At 45.0% G+C, this 17,580-nt stretch carries 7 protein-coding genes; 6 read left to right on the forward strand and 1 reads right to left on the reverse strand.

Going from position 1 to position 17,580, the window contains the following annotated elements; genetic code table 11:
• Nucleotides 1–2 precede the first annotated feature (2 nt).
• From CRO54_RS12985 to CRO54_RS12995, 3 genes are read left to right on the forward strand one after another with little or no spacing between them, the layout of a single operon-like run.
• Entirely contained in the window at nt 3–11,570 is an 11,568-nt protein-coding gene (locus CRO54_RS12985) for a DUF6443 domain-containing protein (protein ID WP_097132509.1), read from the forward strand.
• A gap of 2 nt (nt 11,571–11,572) precedes the next feature.
• A complete protein-coding gene (locus tag CRO54_RS12990) occupies nt 11,573–12,298 on the forward strand; it encodes a DUF4262 domain-containing protein (protein WP_097132510.1) in 726 nt (241 codons plus the stop codon).
• A gap of 32 nt (nt 12,299–12,330) precedes the next feature.
• On the forward strand, nt 12,331–12,843 hold the full coding sequence (locus tag CRO54_RS12995; RefSeq protein ID WP_138765826.1) for a hypothetical protein: 513 nt from the start codon (nt 12,331–12,333) through the stop codon (nt 12,841–12,843).
• Nucleotides 12,844–12,917: 74 nt separating this feature from the next.
• Here CRO54_RS12995 and CRO54_RS13000 read toward each other — a convergent pair whose 3' ends face one another.
• Nucleotides 12,918–13,205 carry a hypothetical protein gene (locus CRO54_RS13000; RefSeq protein ID WP_097132512.1) on the reverse strand — a complete coding sequence of 96 codons (288 nt, stop codon included), beginning with the start codon at nt 13,203–13,205 and terminating at the stop codon, nt 12,918–12,920.
• Nucleotides 13,206–13,668: 463 nt separating this feature from the next.
• Here CRO54_RS13000 and CRO54_RS13005 point away from each other — a divergent pair, with 463 nt between their 5' ends.
• The 3 genes from CRO54_RS13005 to mobC are packed head-to-tail and all read left to right on the forward strand — an operon-like array spanning nt 13,669 to nt 17,345.
• On the forward strand, nt 13,669–14,061 hold the full coding sequence (locus tag CRO54_RS13005; protein ID WP_097132513.1) for a plasmid mobilization protein: 393 nt from the start codon (nt 13,669–13,671) through the stop codon (nt 14,059–14,061).
• A 29-nt stretch (nt 14,062–14,090) separates the two neighbouring features.
• Complete coding sequence (locus tag CRO54_RS13010; protein ID WP_205943989.1) at nt 14,091–15,338, forward strand: relaxase/mobilization nuclease domain-containing protein; 1,248 nt, start codon at nt 14,091–14,093, stop codon at nt 15,336–15,338.
• A gap of 24 nt (nt 15,339–15,362) precedes the next feature.
• The gene (gene mobC, locus CRO54_RS13015; RefSeq protein WP_097132515.1) at nt 15,363–17,345 is read left to right on the forward strand and encodes a conjugal transfer protein MobC; all 1,983 of its coding nucleotides are present in this window, start codon (nt 15,363–15,365) and stop codon (nt 17,343–17,345) included.
• Nucleotides 17,346–17,580: the final 235 nt, after the last annotated feature.

A 17,580-nucleotide genomic window follows, 5' to 3' on the forward strand; every position in this document is an offset into this window, starting at 1 on the left:
TTATGAAAACGCACTATTTAAAACTCATCTTCACAGGTATCATCCTGTTTTTCCTTGCGCAGACTGCGCTGGCGGGAAGGGGCGATAAAACCAAATCGATCCATACGCCCTCCGGTGGTTCTCCGGTAGTCGTTGGTACATCGACTGCAAAAGACTCCATTGACTTGGATCTTTTGTCCGCCAATCAAAGGGACTACAACGTACTCAACCGCATCAGTTTCGGCGTGGACATCCACTATCCCGAATATGTGGCTGGGCCGCAACTAGTCGAAATCTCGTTGAACGTCAAGTGCTGGGATGTACAACTAAATGCCTTGCCCGACCGTAATTTCAGGCTGCGTATTGCCTACTATCACCAAGACACTGTCAAATCGAGGATTCTGGACAAGTTTGAATTTGCGGATGCCTATAAAATGGTTTTCCAGATTGACACGATCCGAGTTAACGGTTCGATCACCACAACTTTGCCCGCTAACCTCTTTGTTCAGGGAGATATTTTTACAGAGCGCTATACCGAACTTGAAAGTGGCCCTGTCTCCAACCACTACATACAGCTCCTGGATACCGACTGTGAGGGTAATGATGATGGACTGCGCTTTGAATGGAAAGACGTCAAGGGAGCAGAAGAATATCAAGTGGAGTTCATCTACATTTCCAACTACGGTTCCGGATCAACGGTGATCGACCCAAGCCAGCTTCGGTATGATTTCAGGCACAACTCCACCAGGATAACCACCGCCAATCTGCACTATGACATCCCGTTAGTGTTTGATCGCGGGTGGGTAGCCTATAGGGTGCGTGCAATCGGCGTAGATATCGACAATCCCGAACACCTGATTTTTGGAGAATGGAACAATTCGGATTTGGGAACAATAGCTGATCTTGCTAGCAGTAAAAAGATCGAAATCCTTGATACGTATGTCCATCACGGCAACCTTAATTGGCAGTACTCTGCAAACTACGCCGAACAGGGTAAGCGAAGTGAGTCCATCGCCTATATGGACGGAACGCTAAGAAGCCGACAACAGGTCACCAAAAGCAATGCCCAGAATAAGGTAATTGTTGGTGAGACCATCTACGACCACCAAGGTCGTCCTGCAATCAATGTATTACCGGTACCGATTGAGGATCGGGATTGTGGACCGCAGAACGGACCAAGTATCAAATACTATCCAGAGTTCAACCTAAACGACAGCAAGATTCCCTACTCCAAAAATGATTTTGATCTAAGTCCGAGCAGCGAGGGAGACTGTTCAGTCTCTGCCGCACCGATGAGTACTTTCAATGGAGCTTCACGTTACTACTCGCCTACGAATTCCAGTCAGAATATGCAGCAGGCTTATGTGCCTGATGCAATGCAATATCCTTTTCAGCACATTGAATACACTCCCGACCAGACCGGAAGGATTTCAAGACAGGGAGGGCTTGGACCTGACTTTCAGCTCGGAACCGGCCATGAAACCCGTTTCTTATATGGAAATCCGAACCAATTAGAACTGAACAGATTGTTTGGTTCGGAAGTCGGTTACAGCGCACATTACCAAAAAAATGCCGTGATTGATGCCAATGGACAGGTCACTGTTTCCTACATCGACATTGAAGGAAGGGTGGTCGCCACCGCACTTGCAGGAACTGCTCCCAAGAACCTGGTAACCCTTAAATCCTCCAATGAGCAAAAATTGCAGCTGGAACATATTCTACCAGATGGAACCAACCAGACCGTTGATGAACTGGACAATTCCATTACATATTCTTCTTCGTTCCTGATTACTTCACCGACCGAATTTACGATGAACTATGAGCTGTTCACCTCTCCGATGAGGGATTCCTGTCTGCAGGATATATGTGTGGATTGTGTCTATGAACTAGAATTGAGCTTAAAGGACGATTGTGGGGTCAACCTACTTTCAGATACCTTGCAGCATAAAACTGTTGGTAATTTCAGTAGAAATCCGAATGGTGGATATGTATTCCATGCACATTGTACGACTGGCTCTACGTTCTCGCCGACAACTACCGTAACCCTGCAGATCGGAAAGTATACAATTGCAAAAAAACTAACTGTTGTTGAAGAAGCGGTGGACGCATACCTGGCGCTGATCGATTCAAGTGAGTGCGTTTTAAGATATGATGATTTCTTGCAAGCGGAGTTGCAAAACGTTGATTCCAGTATTTGTTTGATCGATTGTGATAACTGCCTGCAACAGCTTGGAACATTGAAAGAATTCGTCAGTAATGGTCATGGTACCGCTGCCGAATTCTATGCTCGCGTAGAAGACTGCAAGCAGTTATGTGAGGACCGTGTAAGTGACTGCAGCATGTATCTGACCATGATGCAATTGGACATGTCACCGAGCGGACAATACGCTGAATACCTCAATTCGAACGGAACACTTGATCTTGGAAAGCCTTTGTCAATACTCAACACAGGCAACAGTCTACCTATCGCAGCTGCAAGCTGGCGAAATCCGGTTTTGGTCACTCCAACGGGTAATCAATCCATCTACGTGGATGCAGCCGGACAACGCTCAAAGATCTACTTAAGTGAAGATCCGAACAATCCGGGAACTTATCTACCAGCTCCTTTAAACAGCGGAATGGTACAATATGATGCGGCGACGGATCAATACTTTGTCTATCCGGAGCAATTACAGACTGTAGTTGACTTTATTGATCACTTCGAATCTTCCTGGGCGTTATCTCTGGTGAAATATCACCCGGAATATTGTTTCTACGAATCATGTATCGGGTACGAAGAAAAACATTCAGCGACAGATGCGTTCAGCAGTGCTTCATTTGATGAACTTTTATACAATACCAATACGTTTGCTGAGGCGCAGGCTCTTGGGTTCATTACCGGCGCAGGTTTGCCTTCCAATTGGTTTGTACCTTCCGGAAACAATCCAATGGATTCACTAAAACCATGGGATCCCTTTGTATTTTACGAAGAAGATTTTGAAGCAAATCTTTGCACAGGATTTGGCGATAAATTGAGAGACAAGTACAATCACTTCGAATATCAGTTCGGGGATTGGTACAGTATGGCAGAGATCGCAGCCTACACCGTACGCTGTGGTTCGAATTTTCCGTCCGTACCTGCTGTTAACTGTTACAATTTTGGTCAATTATTCAATGGTGTAGTAGATACGAATATTCTGAATAGCGAGTGGCGCATTTTGAAAGCACTTTATATGAGTGCCAAACAAGGCTTTCAGCAGGACCTGGCCCGATGTAAATCCATCCTGCATTGTGATGCATACAATTACTGTATCGGAAATACCGAATACACGCCATGGCCTATTTTTGGCTATATTCAGACGTCCCCCTCTACACAATATTACCCCTTCCTTGATCCGGGACAACCTTGTTCCGTGTTTAGATCACATTTATACCGCTACAAGACCAAACGTTTCCCTAATCACGAGGATGCCATGGCGGAAGATGCCAACAGTACGGCTTATGAGCTGTACCTGCAGACAGGTCAATGTCCAAATGCATTTGCCCTGCAGCATTTGCTAAATGAGCTGGCGCAAAACAGTCATTTAACTGCTGCTTCATATAATCTCAGTTCAGCAGCTTATTTACCCGCTTTGTTCCAGGCGAACAATGCTTATTACAACCCTGGAACTTCTCCTGCATTGACCTATACCGCAACTGCGGGAGCTAATACCATTACGGCAAACTGGAATGAGACTGCTTCAACGCTTGCAACATTGACACTGAATAAAACCGCATCCCAGAACTGGAATCAGGTAACCGGAATTGTCAATTTGTTTGCAACTGGGCAGCATACCTTCACTGCGGAAGCAACCTACGTCAATATTGCCAACGCTTCGATCGAAACTTTCCCGATCAGCGGAAGCTTGTCCTATTTCGATCTACAGGGTTGCACCTTTGAACAAGAATGTACTTCCAGCCAGCTGGCACTTGACCTCACGACCGTCTTCAACGTACTGAATTTGGATAACGCCCTTGCATCAACTTCTCCGGTCGATTTGGTCAGTTACAATTCCTCCGCGATCGGAAGTGTGGTAAACCTTACTTCGCTTTACATCATCAACGCTGCTCATGCGGGAACCAGCCTTAGCTTTGTTTCCCAGGGCAATACCTACAGGATTTACAACACGTCGGTTCCTGGAAACGGAGGTCTATACATAAAGATCAATAATACGGTAGGAAACCTATCTTCCCCGATTACCGGTTTTGGTCCAATAATCTCTACCGGAACCTATTCATTTGAAATGAAAGCGACACAGGCTAGCGGGTACCCTGTAACCTTCGAAGGCATTTTATTCCAGGTTCACAACGGAGACACCATCGGGATCAGCGCGGGGAATTGTGATCTGCCTACTCCTAATCAATGTGAAGGACATCCGTTTGAAACTTTTGTAGACTTGCAGCCTTTGTTGCGCGATGTTTTGAAATCTTATAACGGTAGCAGCGATATCGATCTGTATGCAAGTGTTTTCACCACGCCGGCTATAGTTGCCGCCCTACCTTTTGACCAGAGCGAAACGACCAGTCAGGACTACGGAGATTCTTTGGTGATCTCTGCCGGAGACTGCGATCTGATCTTGACAATGGATACTTCTGGGTACAAGCAGTTCAATAATATCCAGAACCTGACCGGGTTTAAACTGGTTGGAGACCTGAATTACCAGTCTGCCTATACTCATTTTGTGGCTCTTGCTACATTCTTCACCCCAGCAGGTAACATCCAGGATACCATCTACGGAACCACATGTTTCTCGTTGAAGGATTGTGAAAGCTGTTCCGGACCGGTAGCAGGCATTGCCAACAATACATTGATACAGGTAGCTGTTCCAATCGGTTCCGTCTCTGAACTGGAGAGTTTGATTGCAGCGTTGGAAAATAATCCAGAAGGGAGCAATCCGCAAGAAACCTTGCCATGCCCCCAAAAATATGACGATTACCTGAATTGCCTGTTCAATTTTAATCAGAGTTATACCCAATTCCAGCTTGCACAGATACCACAGGATACTTTTGAGTTACATAACTACTGCCAGTGCGTTGAGGGCTACTGTGGACTACTTAGCGACATTCTTGCTGGAAACCTGGCATTTGCCAACCAAGAGCATTTCAATAATTACACCAGTATTGGTAGGTTCTGCGGTAAGGATACAATCAATGAACCGGAAGACCCGTGCAAGCTTGCCTACGTAGATTATCTGCGCTGTACCAGCCGATTTGTAGAGGAGAATACAACTTCCTGGACCTTATCCTACATTCCAAGATCAGCATTTGATAGTTTGGGATTGTGCAACTGCGTTGCCGCTTATTGCTCTGCATTGGATGCAGCATTGGCAGGACTTGAAACCTTTGCAAACCAAGCCGAGTTTGATAACTATGTATTCGGCAAACTGAACTGCACACCTGTTCCGCCACCGCCATGTACACCTACCTTGCTGACAGGAGTAATTCCGGAAATGCCGATAGTGGAATTGGAGAATGAATGTATCTCCACCCAGGTCAACCTAGCAGCTTTAAACGCACAGAATGCCTATGCCCAATACCTGGATAGCATCAATTCCCTGCGCCGACAAAAATACTTGGATCACTGTCTTTCAACTCAGGAAAGGTTAATGACCAGCTACAATGATCGGGAACATCACTATATGCTCTACTATTATGATCTTGCCGGCAACCTGATCAAGACCGTACCACCGGAAGGTGTTGAATTGCTACCGATCAATTCCTCATCTGACAATCTAAACCTGCAGATCAATGGTGATCGTAACGACGGTATAAAAACTGTATTTACATCCCATCGCCTGCAGACGCGTTACGAGTACAATAGCCTTGGGCAGATGGTCTCCACGTTTACACCGGATACTGATCCGATGACCGCTTTTGAGCAGACCTTACCAAATGGGCTTAACGCAAAACTGGTGACGAAAAAGATCCAGATGATCAATGCCGGTCTGGGCTATTTGGCTGGGTCGGTCGATAACCGGGGATATATGTACCGAACCACTGATGGTGGTCAAACATGGAAAAGAGTTACAAACCTGGTGGCAGCCGATCTGAAAAAGATCGTAATGCTGGATGATAACATTGGGATTGCCATCGGTCAGGCGGGGACAGTCCTGAAAACAACGGATGCGGGACAGAATTGGGATATGGTGAGTACGTGGAATACAGCAGGTATGCTGGAAGACCTGAACGATGTAGCGGTATTAAATCCTACATCCTCCCCGACGATCATGGTGGTCGGGAAAAATGGACTGGCGGCTAACTGTACGAATTTCACTGCGTCAAGCCCTACGTTTACCATGTCAAATACGGGACTTTCAGGAGATATAGTCAGCATAGAGGCATCTAATGGCTCTTTTTATTGTACGGCTCACCACCCGGTTGATGAACTTTCGAAATTTTACAGGTTTGTTTCCGGTGCATGGACGGAGCTGCCGAATGTCCGAACGAATAACTTCTCGGATGTTCACTTCTATGGTGCAGATGCGGCCTACGCTGCCGACCTGGAAGGAAGGATCTACAGTAATAATGCGGTTGCTGCCCCTTCATCGAAATGGATACACCGATCATCCAACCTCGCTGACTCCATCCTGGGTATCCGATTCTTCAACCAGCAGCAGGGAATTGCGCTGGTTCAGAAAAACGGCTTGAACAAACTGTTCCGTACAATCGACAGAGCGGTGAACTGGACACCGCTGCATGACAGCAGTTATCATGCTGTTGCCATTTCGAAAAATAATGCGGTAGCTGCCGCAGTTGGGAACAATAAACGAATTGCGGTCATCTTCCCGTATGCTTCCGGAACTGATCAGTTAGTAGAAGTCCAAGCACCTTCGCTGGCGGGCAACTGTACTGCTGTGTGGGTGGAGGAAACAAACGGTAACGTGCGGCTGATCGTCTCGGACAATAGCCGAATTTTCTATACGCAGAATGCACTTCTACAACATCCGGTGTGGATTGAACACAACTATTCTTCAATCGGAACGCCGATTGTCAAATTGGATGCGGATCTGATGCCATCGGGTGAAATTTTCGGTGTAGCCATTACCGCTTCCGGTCAGGCCTGGAGATTGAAACGGGATCTTACGTCAGAAGTCCAGCTCGTAACCACAGCGATGTCAGGCTCTGGCTACGCAGGCTTGAGCAAAGGGGACCATTACTTTTATCTAACTTTTGCAAATAGTGGAGGAATGCGTTATGTCTCGAAAAATGCAACTACTACAGTTTCCGTACTTGCAGGAATTTCCTACAATGCTCCTTTTATCAGTGCTAAATCGCAACGTCTAGTTGCAGCATCCAACACCGGAGATATCGGATTCGTTCAATTGAATTCGGCGGGAACAACAAATGTTTCCAGTTCGGTTCACACTCAAAAGGTATATCCGGACCAGATCAACCGGTTAAAGAAAGATGTAGTTTCCGATAAGATATTTGCCTTTGGAAACGACGGTCTTGTTTACCATTGGGATGCATCCGTAAACTCGTTCCGCCGTATCACAAACTACGAGAACAATGCGATCTATGATGCGCATGTCAACAATGCGCAAGTAGTGATCGTTGGTGCGAACGGCTTGGCTAAAAAAGGAACACACACGTCCTATGCCACTTTACAGATGAACGCTATACTGACCAGCAGCGGTCAGACCGTCGCGCAGGCTATTCCACAAACTGACCTATATGGCGTAAACATTACCGCAGGAAATAGATTCTATGCAGTTGGTCAAAATGGTGCGCTGATCTATTCGCCGAACTTCACAGTTACGGCACCAACTTATCTGAGCCAGGGCAATACTGATCTTTTTGGTGTGGCATTGAAGAACAACGCTGAAAATGTCCTGATCATTGGGGAGCACGCACTGTTACAGGAACAGTTTGGCGCCATGCCAATAGTGAACAGTAACCTCTTTGTTCCCCCGGTACTTGACTTCCACTTTGCTGATGCAGTTTTGGCAACAGTGATCTCGGAAAACTATGTTGCCAGGTCAACCGACAATGGAACCGCAACATGGAAGATCGTTAAACCTTTGGGCAACCAAAATCCTACAGCTACTTATGCGAAGGTTTGGACAACTTCTACCGGCAAATCTTTGCTGTTCGGAAATGCGAATTCCTTATTGCACCAAATGGGATCGGGATCAACAACAACAGCCTTCCCATCAAGTGACGTCACTGCCGTTAGTCTTGGAACCAACAACCAAACTATTTACCTGGTTGATGCCGGCGTAGTAAAAAGGATCAACTTATCGTCACTGGCTCCAACAACGCTTCATTCACTATCTGGCAGCAATACAGCCCATGCCCTGAAAGTGTTTTCCAACGGGGATCACATCGTAGTTGGTTCGGCAGGTCTGTACCAGCACTACAACGCAGCCGGAACCCTGCTTGCCTATGCGCATGGACTACCTGCCGAAGACCTGAATGATCTTGCTTTTACCGATCACCTCAATGGGGTCATCGTTGGAAACGGAGGTACGTATTACAAGGCTGTAAATCCTACTGTTTCGCCAACTGGCTTCCTACAGGCAACCCAATGGCAGCAAGTCGATCTAACAGCAACTGACCCGGTAGGTGCTTCTCCCGGAACAATCCATGCCGTGGCCTATGTGTCACCGGTGAAGATCCTGATCGGGGGCAAAAATGCATCTTCCTCTGCAAGTAACGCTTATGTTCGTCACATCTACGATGCAGGTGGCCGCTATTCCACTCGTTTCTTTTATGATCGCCTGGGGAGATTGGTGGTCAGCCAGAATTCAAGACAGGAAAAACAAAAGCGATACAGCTACGTGCTTTATGATGCCCTTGGACGCGTATATGAATCCGGTGAAAAAACAGAGAATGCAGGCGGCACTGAACTGCGCTTTAAAGGAATATTCGGAACAGAGATCAGCGGCTATTTCAACCCTTCGGCCATTGACGATACCCATTTGGAATCATGGATCACGGCCAGCGGAGACCGCTCGGAAGTTGTCCGCTCTTATTACGACCAAACAACCATTACCGGGCTTCCAGGATCGCTTGCAAGCGATCTGACCAAACAGCGCCTGCGCATTGCCCATGTCACTTTTGAAGAATTGTACGACGGAAACGACCAGACCTTCGACCATGCCACGCATTACAGCTATGACATCCACGGGAATGTAAAGACTCTGGTGCAGGACAATCAAAAGATGGCCGTCAGCTTTCCTTCGATTGCGACTGGCCGTTTTAAGACTGTTGATTATTCCTATGACCTGTTGAGCGGAAACGTACACCGGGTCAGCATTCAGTCAGGCCAGCCCGATCAGTGGCACCATGCCTATACGTATGATGCGGATAACCGCCTGCGCAAAGTCTACACCAACACCAGCCAGCCACTAACCAAGATCGGAAGGCTGACCCAGAACAAGGAAAATGAACTGGCGGTCAACTCCGACTGGCAGAATGATGCGCAGTATTATTTCTATGATCATGGGCCGTTAGCGCGTATGGAAGTCGGGCAAAATAACTTGCAGGGAGTCGATTATCACTACAACCTCCAGGGTTGGATTATAGGAGCAAATTCATCCGTTCTCGATGCTGCGCATGATCCGGGCAAGGACAGTGGTCCGGGACTGAATGCCCTGTTCGCTAAAGATATCTTTGGTTTCGGACTGAATTACTACACCGGAGATTACACCACGATTTCTGGGGCTACTCCACGGGCTTCGGTAGCAAACGGAAGTCATCCTGATGACAACAGTAGAGATCTCTATAACGGGAATATCCGTTACATGCAAACTGCTATCACCAATCCGCTGGATCGAAGTGCGATGCCGATGGTCAATGCCTATCGCTATGACCAATTGCAGCGCTTGTCTGAAAGCCGTAGTTATGAAGCCGGGTTAAGCTCAAACGAGTGGAACCCTAAAACCTACAATGATGAATACCATAATACATTCACGTATGATGGCAGCGGTAATATCCTCACCCAAAATCGCCACAGACGCGATGGAACCCAGATCGAAAACTTAAAATACAACTACCAGCGTAATAGCAATGATCAAGTGATCCGAAACCGCTTGTACCACGTCAACGACGATATTTCAAGCGGACTAGACAGCACGGACATTGACGACATGGGAGCATTCGATGCTGCAGCAAACACCATCAACTCGAACAACAACTACGTATATGATGCACAGGGTCGATTGGTGAAAGACCGGCAGGAAGAAATCGACACGATTATCTGGACGGCCACCAATAAGATCAAAGAGATCCGAAGAACGGCTTCCTCACAAAAAATGAACCTGGAATTCGACTACGATGCGTTAGGTCAGCGTATCGCAAAGCATGTATACGAAAACCAAACTTTGTCTTTAGTAAGATCCTCGTACTATGTCATAAGTGCTGATAAGAATACAGTCCTCGTTTACGAACATGAAATCAAACCACAAGCTCCAAGAAATGCTGTTTTCTTCCGGCTTGCAGAGCGAAATATTTATGGTGAGAAACGAATGGGTACAGTTAACGACACGGTCAACATGGTGTTGCCTAATCTATTACCAAGTTATGGTCTTCTCGGCAACCGAAGCTATGAGTTCTCCAACCATTTAGGGAATGTATTGATGGTGAGCAGTGATATCTTGTATCCTATTAGCTCAGGTGGAAGCTCGATTGACGGCTACGAAGTGGGGATTAACCAGGCGACCGATTATTCTCCATTTGGAGTGCAATTGGATGGCAGAACGATCTCTAATCCATTCGCAGATCAACACCGTTATGGTTTCCAGGGACAGGAAAAAGATAATGAGATCAAAAGTGAAGGAAACTCGTTGAATTACGAATACCGCATGCATGATCCGCGCATAGGTAGATTTTTTGCTACAGATCCGCTAGAAGAAGATTATCCATGGAATACTCCATATGCTTTCTCTGAAAATCGTCTTCTGGACGGAGTTGAACTAGAAGGCCTAGAATGGAGCAGAGTCAATGAAAAAGGAGATGAAGTTTGGTTTATTTCTGATCTAATTTCTGAAAGTCTTGATTACATACCAGGTGTGGGCACACTTAAAGGAGTATTAGAAGCGTGGGATGGCGAACGCGCATTTACGGGTGACCCTCTAAATACGTGGGAACGCGGAATTGGAATGATCCCTTATGTCTCTAAAGTGCCTATTGTCAAAAAAACATTGAAAGCCGCAACAAAAGTTGAAAAAGCGGTTGAACTTGAACAAAAAGTTGAGAAGAAGGTAACAACAGCAGTAAAAAAGTCAGTTTCCAGTTCTAACGGAAAAAAAGCTGCTACTGCACCAGTAGGAAGTAAAAAAATTACTTCCACGACTAATAGCGGTGCAACAGCAAATAAAACGCTAACGCCGCCTGGAAAGGGAAAAGGATCAGTCGCACCAAAAGATCGAGATCCAAAACGGGTGTATACAAAAAAACAAAGACAAGATTTACTGGATGAACAAGATGGAAAGTGCTTATCTTGTGGAGATAAAAAAACTGTTGACGAAGTGGATGGACATCACATAAAACGTCATGCCGATGGTGGGCAAACAACAAAAGCAAATGGAGCTGCCCTCTGTAAAGATTGTCATAAGAAAATACATAAGTAGAAATGGAAAAAGAAGCATTGTTAAAAATTATTCGAAATAATATTCAGGGACATGGTTATCACTTGAATATTGTAAGTAGTCCCACCGAACCAAGATATGCTTATTCAATAGGCTTTCATGAAAAATTCGGATTTGAGCTAATCTTTGCGGGCGGTCTTTATTATTTAGAGCAGGATCTGTTCACGATATTTGATAACATTAAATCACAAATTGAAGGTTCCATAACTGAACTTGGGTCTGCAAATTTTGAAACTGACTTAGGTACATTTAGCCTTCAAAATGTTGATACTTCTTGGTCAAAAATAATGGGACTTGGAGCCTTTGATTACTATCAAAATAAAGATATCGTCTTTTTTCAAGTTCTGCCTGATGAGGAACATCACACATTGGAAATACCAGATATGTCAATTGTGCGATCTCACGACACTGCTCCGATTTGGAAGTGGCTTGATAAAGAATGGGATTTACCAGTTCCAATTGGCGCAACTGTTGCTACTAATATTGAGGTATTATTTGGGGATGCAGTTACAGAATTAATGCGTTGGGAGGAAGACGAATGGGAAATGTTCTCTATTCCAGGTCCAGATGTTGAGGAAGAGGCGACACGCATAGTGTCCATAGCCACCCTAATCAGTATAGACCCCACTTTAAATTCGACGATAACTATTGAGGTTGGAAAAGGTCTGTGGAGGGAAGATAGGGATTCTGAGTGGCAAAATTGGGGCTAGTTATTATACTAGATTATCGTGATTCTAACAGCATGAAAAAATCAATTTGTACCCTCTCACTTTATTTGATGTGCATTAGTTGCACATCAAATAATAGCTCCTTAGATTTAAAAGAAACAACTATTGCAAAGGATACTTTACAACATGAAGAGATTTTGAAAGATATGGACTACCCTCGTTCAAAAAATGTTAAAGCTGTTCAACTAAACTATTATAATGCTGATCAGCAGAAAGTCGCTGGTCTACAAAAGAACGATACTTTTATTCTTGGGATCACTTACAACGGCAAAAAGTTCCAACAATTAGCTAAATCAAATAAGATTTATCTGGAACCAGAGACAAAAAATTTTAAGATATTAAAAAGCCTTCCGGATAATAGGTATAAAATTTTTGTCGAGCCTTCCGCCGACACTTTAATATTTGACATACAGATATCATCAGATAAGTTCGTGTTCAATTCTTATTATTTAGACAACAACAGACAGATCCAGTATAAAATTGTCGATAAGATCGGTTTGTGTAAAAAAATAGAAGTCGTGGATTGATCATAAATAATTAAGCCCACTACTTAGCGAGTAAGCCCCGTTCGATGAACGGGGCTTACTTTTTTTAATTGACTTTACTTGTCTTTACCGATCAATTTAAGTTTAGAACTCAGGTCGGTTAGTCCGGCCTTTTCGAGGCATTCTTGTGCAATAGTCTTCAACTCGACCAGGGCATCTTCTGGAATACTCGCGAGAATTCCACCATCCTTTTCATCATCTTTTCCACTGAGTCCACGCTCGATCACACTGCTCAACAGCAGTACACTTTTTCGCGAAATCCTTAAGTCAATTTTCACCGCTTCCATCATGCCAGGTATGAGCAAAATCATGTCATACATCTGGCCCACTAAACTTGTTGCCATCTTCACATTACAATTAAATAAAACTTATGATTAATTGATACAAAGGTAGTTCGGATCGTCTGGATTTTCCTGTCTATAATAACAACAGCATAGGCAAATGCCGCACCACCTCTGTAATTTTGTTCAAGGCTCGATGATATATGAGGTCAGATCAACGGCACAACAGAAATCTTGAATTATTATTGAACTCATCGTTTTGAGAAAATAAATCTCCAATAGTAAAAAGAGATCTCCCGTTTATTTTTTAGAAGTCTGGACCAATGAATAGGACTTCTTTACAGTTTCCCTGCTTCTGCCGGAAACGGCAAGATGTCTAATTGTAATACAATTATATCTTGCCCCCTTTTACTCGGAACTCGTAGGGGGATTTTCTGGGAGACACTTTGGACTGTTTTTGACTGCTTTGGACCAAGGGCCTATTTAGGTAAGATTATAGGATTTGTGGATGTGAAAAGGAAAAGTAATGGAAGAAAAAAAGACCGCAAAAAGAACTCGGATTGTCACGTTAAGGCTGACCCCGGACGAGTTCGTAAAGATCGAAAAAAAAGTTGGCGAGACCACCTTCAGAAAGCTCAGTGAGTATGTAAGGGCAGTCCTCTTTGGGGGCAAAATTGTAGGGGTATACCGCAACAGATCTATCGATGACCTGATCGCAGAACTGGCGATGCTGCGACAGGAGATCAACCGTATTGGCGTGAACTTCAACCAGTCGGTAAAAAAGCTCCATGTACTACAGAACGAACCCGAATTTAAGAGATGGTTACTGGTCCACGAGCTGGAGAAAAAGACCATGGTCAACAAACTGGATGAGATCAAAAAATACATCCGTAAGATCGCTGAATTATGGTTGCGGTGATCAAGACTGGATACTCGATACACCGGATAATGAACTACAATGAGATTAAGGTCCGTGAAGGGGTTGCCAGGTGCATCGGAGCAGGAAATTATCCGATCGATCCGGAGTATATGGGCTTTGACAAAAAGCTCAATTTCCTCCGTGATCAGTTGGAACTGAACTTACGTTCCAAGCGTACCAGCGTTCATATTTCGCTCAACTTTGATCCTTCTGAAAGCAATCTTTCGGAAGAAAAACTGGTGCAGATCGCCGATGGATACATGGACAAGATCGGCTTCGGAAACCAACCGTATCTGATCTACCAGCATTTCGATGCAGGTCATCCCCATCTGCATATCGTATCGATCAACATCCAGCGCGATGCGACACGTATTAATATGACCAATATCGCCAAACTCAAATCTGAACCCGCGAGAAAGGAGCTGGAAAAGGATTTCGGACTTGTCCGCGCCGAAGACCATTGCATGGAACTGGCCTACCGGCCAGAACCCATTGATCTTACTGCAGTTGAATATGGAAGGCTGGAAACCAAGAAAGCGATCCAGAATGTGCTTGAACATGTGCTCGAACAGTATAACTACACTAGCCTACCCGAACTTAACGCCCTGCTCGGAAGGTATAATATTTCGGCGTATATCGGTGAAGAGGGATCACGCGTGCATGCACACCAGGGTTTACTTTTTCGAATAATCGACACCAATGGAAAGCCTATCGGCATTCCCATCAAGGCAAGTGCCTTTTATAACCGTCCGACTTTGAAAAAGCTGCGGGAGAATTTTGATCGGGGAACTGTAAAACGCATGCCGTATCGCACCCGCTTAAAGGCAACGATTGATAGGGTTTTGGCCGACGGACAGCTCCCACTTGGGGCTTTCGTCGAACAGATATCCCAAAAGGGTATCGATGTCGTTTTTAGGATGAACGATGAGGAATTCATTTTTGGCGTCACCTATGTAGATCACGTTTCGAAATGTGTCTTTAATGGCAGCGCATTGGGAAAAAACTATAGTGCCAAGGCTATCCAGGAAAGGTGTGTTCCAAGCGCGGGCAGATCGACTGGCAAGGCACAACAAACAGTTGTCCGGGAGAGTATGGGAAACCAGGCAACAGTCAAACAAAACACCTACAGTTTCATCCCAGGCTTAGACCCTTATTGGAAGGGCAGATCATTTATGCACGAACTGGTCCACAATCTCACACAGTTCGAGAATACCACCGAATACATCCCCTATGAATTTAGCATGAACAAAAAGAAAAAAAGAAAGAAAAGAAAATAGTTCGTTCACTAAAATTTAGATGTTATGGTACAGAGTTCTGAGAACCAACAGGCGCTGGGCAAGATCATTGATATGACAAGGCTCATCGCTGTGGTCATTTTGCTGCTCCATTTTTACTATTTCTGCTATGCAGCGTTTAGACAATGGGGATTGACACTGGAGTTCACCGATCGATTGATGGGAAATGTCCGGAACACCGGACTGTTTGGTTCGTTCCTACGATCCAAATTGATTGCCCTGGTATTCCTTGTGATCTCACTGATGGGCGTCCGTGGAAAGAAGGATGAAAAGTTAAGCTACAAAACGGCATTCTCCTACCTTATCTGCGGCCTTGTAATTTACTTTTCAAGTGCCCTCGTCCTTTATTCGCCAATGGAAAATTCTTCCATTACGATTGTCTACATATCAGTGACCACTGGTGGCTTCCTGCTGATTTTGTCCGGTGGAACATTATTGACCAGGATCATAAAGGACAAGTTCGGGGATGACATTTTCAACAAGGAAAATGAGACCTTTCCACAGGAGGAAAGACTGCTGGAGAACGAGTACTCGGTCAACCTTCCAGCATATTATTATCTGAAAAAAAAGAAGCGTAAAAGTTGGATTAATCTGACAAACGTTTTTAGGTCCATACTCGTTTGCGGAACGCCTGGATCTGGAAAATCTTATTTCGTTATCCGGCATATCATTACCCAGCATATTAGGAAGGGCTTCACGATGTTTGTGTATGATTTCAAGTTTGATGATCTTACTAAGATCGCATATAACACTTGGCTGAAAAGCAAGTCCGCTTACAAAAAGGTCCCAAAATTTTTCTATATCAATTTCGACGACCTCAATCGGAGCCACCGCTGTAATGCCCTTGATCCTTCGGCGATGACCGATATTACCGATGCTTCTGAAAGCGCTCGAACTATTCTTTTAGGTCTTAACAAAGAGTGGATAAAACGAACTGGGGATTTTTTTGTCGAGTCACCAATCAACTTCCTGACTGCCATCATCTGGTACCTGCGCAAGTATAACAACGGACAGTTCTGTACACTGCCTCATGTGATCGAACTTATGCAGGTGGATTACGATAGCCTTTTTACCTTGCTAAGGACGGAGCAGGAGATCGAAGTGTTGGTTAATCCCTTTGTCAATGCCTACCTCAACGATGTGATGGAACAGCTGGAGGGACAGATCGCATCGGCAAAGGTGGCGATGGCGCGATTGGCTTCTCCCCAACTATATTATGTGCTTTCAGGGTCCGACTTTACGCTGGACCTGAATAATCCCGACGATCCGAAGATTATCTGTATGGGAAATAATCCACAGAAGATCCAGACCTATGGTGCGGTACTTTCCCTATACGTCAACCGCTTGGTGAAACTTGTGAACCAGAAGGGAAAACTTAAATCCTCACTGATCTTCGACGAGTTCCCGACGATCTATCTCAGCGGCATTGATGCCCTGATCGCAACAGCGCGAAGCAATCTGGTTTCCACTTGCCTGGGGATACAGGATTTCAGCCAATTGGTGAAAGACTATGGTCGTGAGTTGGCAGATGTGATCGTCAACATCGTCGGCAATATTATTAGCGGTCAGGTTGTGGGAAATACCGCAAAATCCCTTTCGGAACGTTTTGGAAAGATCATGCAGGACCGTACAAGTTACTCCATTAACCGTCAGGATGTTTCTATCAGCAAGAGCAAACAGTTGGATAGTGCTATCCCACCATCGAAGATAGCCAGTCTCAGCAGCGGTGAATTTGTCGGAATGGTCGCCGATAATCCAACGGATAAGATAGATCTCAAACTTTTCCATTGTGAGATTGTCAATGATCACAAGGCACTTAAGGCCGAAGAGGATTCCTACCGGGAACTACCGGAGGTAAGAAAGGTAGATGGAACCATGGTACTGAACAATTTTATGCAGATAAAACAGGATATCCAGAACATTATCCATTCTGAAATGGAACGTTTGCTCAATGACCCGGCTAAACGACATCTGGTGATACAGAAATAGCGGTTTAGGTATGGAGATTTTTCCCTGGTCCTTCTGATTTTTTGGAAGGACTTTTTTTTGTGCTCGCCCCTCACTGAACTGGTAATGACCTTATACTACTGCTAGACTCCAGGATCGTGGAAGACAACTGGAAATTCCCCCAAAAAAACAGACAAAAGCGCAGCAAAGGTCGTGCACAGGCCTGCATGGGGGGCGCATAATGGCTTCGCCACCCCACAAGGGGGACTTATAGCCC

It is taken from the genome of Pedobacter xixiisoli, from assembly GCF_900215335.1.
In the GTDB taxonomy this organism is placed as follows: domain Bacteria; phylum Bacteroidota; class Bacteroidia; order Sphingobacteriales; family Sphingobacteriaceae; genus Pedobacter; species Pedobacter xixiisoli.

Excerpts from the sequence above, each read along its gene's own strand:
- CRO54_RS12985 (WP_097132509.1), top strand. The coding sequence starts at position 3 with ATGAAAACGCACTATTTAAAACTCATCTTCACAGGTATCATCCTGTTT.
- CRO54_RS13005 (WP_097132513.1), top strand. The coding sequence starts at position 13,669 with ATGGAAGAAAAAAAGACCGCAAAAAGAACTCGGATTGTCACGTTAAGG.
- CRO54_RS12990 (WP_097132510.1), top strand. The coding sequence starts at position 11,573 with ATGGAAAAAGAAGCATTGTTAAAAATTATTCGAAATAATATTCAGGGA.
- CRO54_RS13000 (WP_097132512.1), bottom strand. The coding sequence starts at position 13,205 with ATGGCAACAAGTTTAGTGGGCCAGATGTATGACATGATTTTGCTCATA.
- CRO54_RS12995 (WP_138765826.1), top strand. The coding sequence starts at position 12,331 with ATGAAAAAATCAATTTGTACCCTCTCACTTTATTTGATGTGCATTAGT.
- mobC (WP_097132515.1), top strand. The coding sequence starts at position 15,363 with ATGGTACAGAGTTCTGAGAACCAACAGGCGCTGGGCAAGATCATTGAT.
- CRO54_RS13010 (WP_205943989.1), top strand. The coding sequence starts at position 14,091 with ATGAACTACAATGAGATTAAGGTCCGTGAAGGGGTTGCCAGGTGCATC.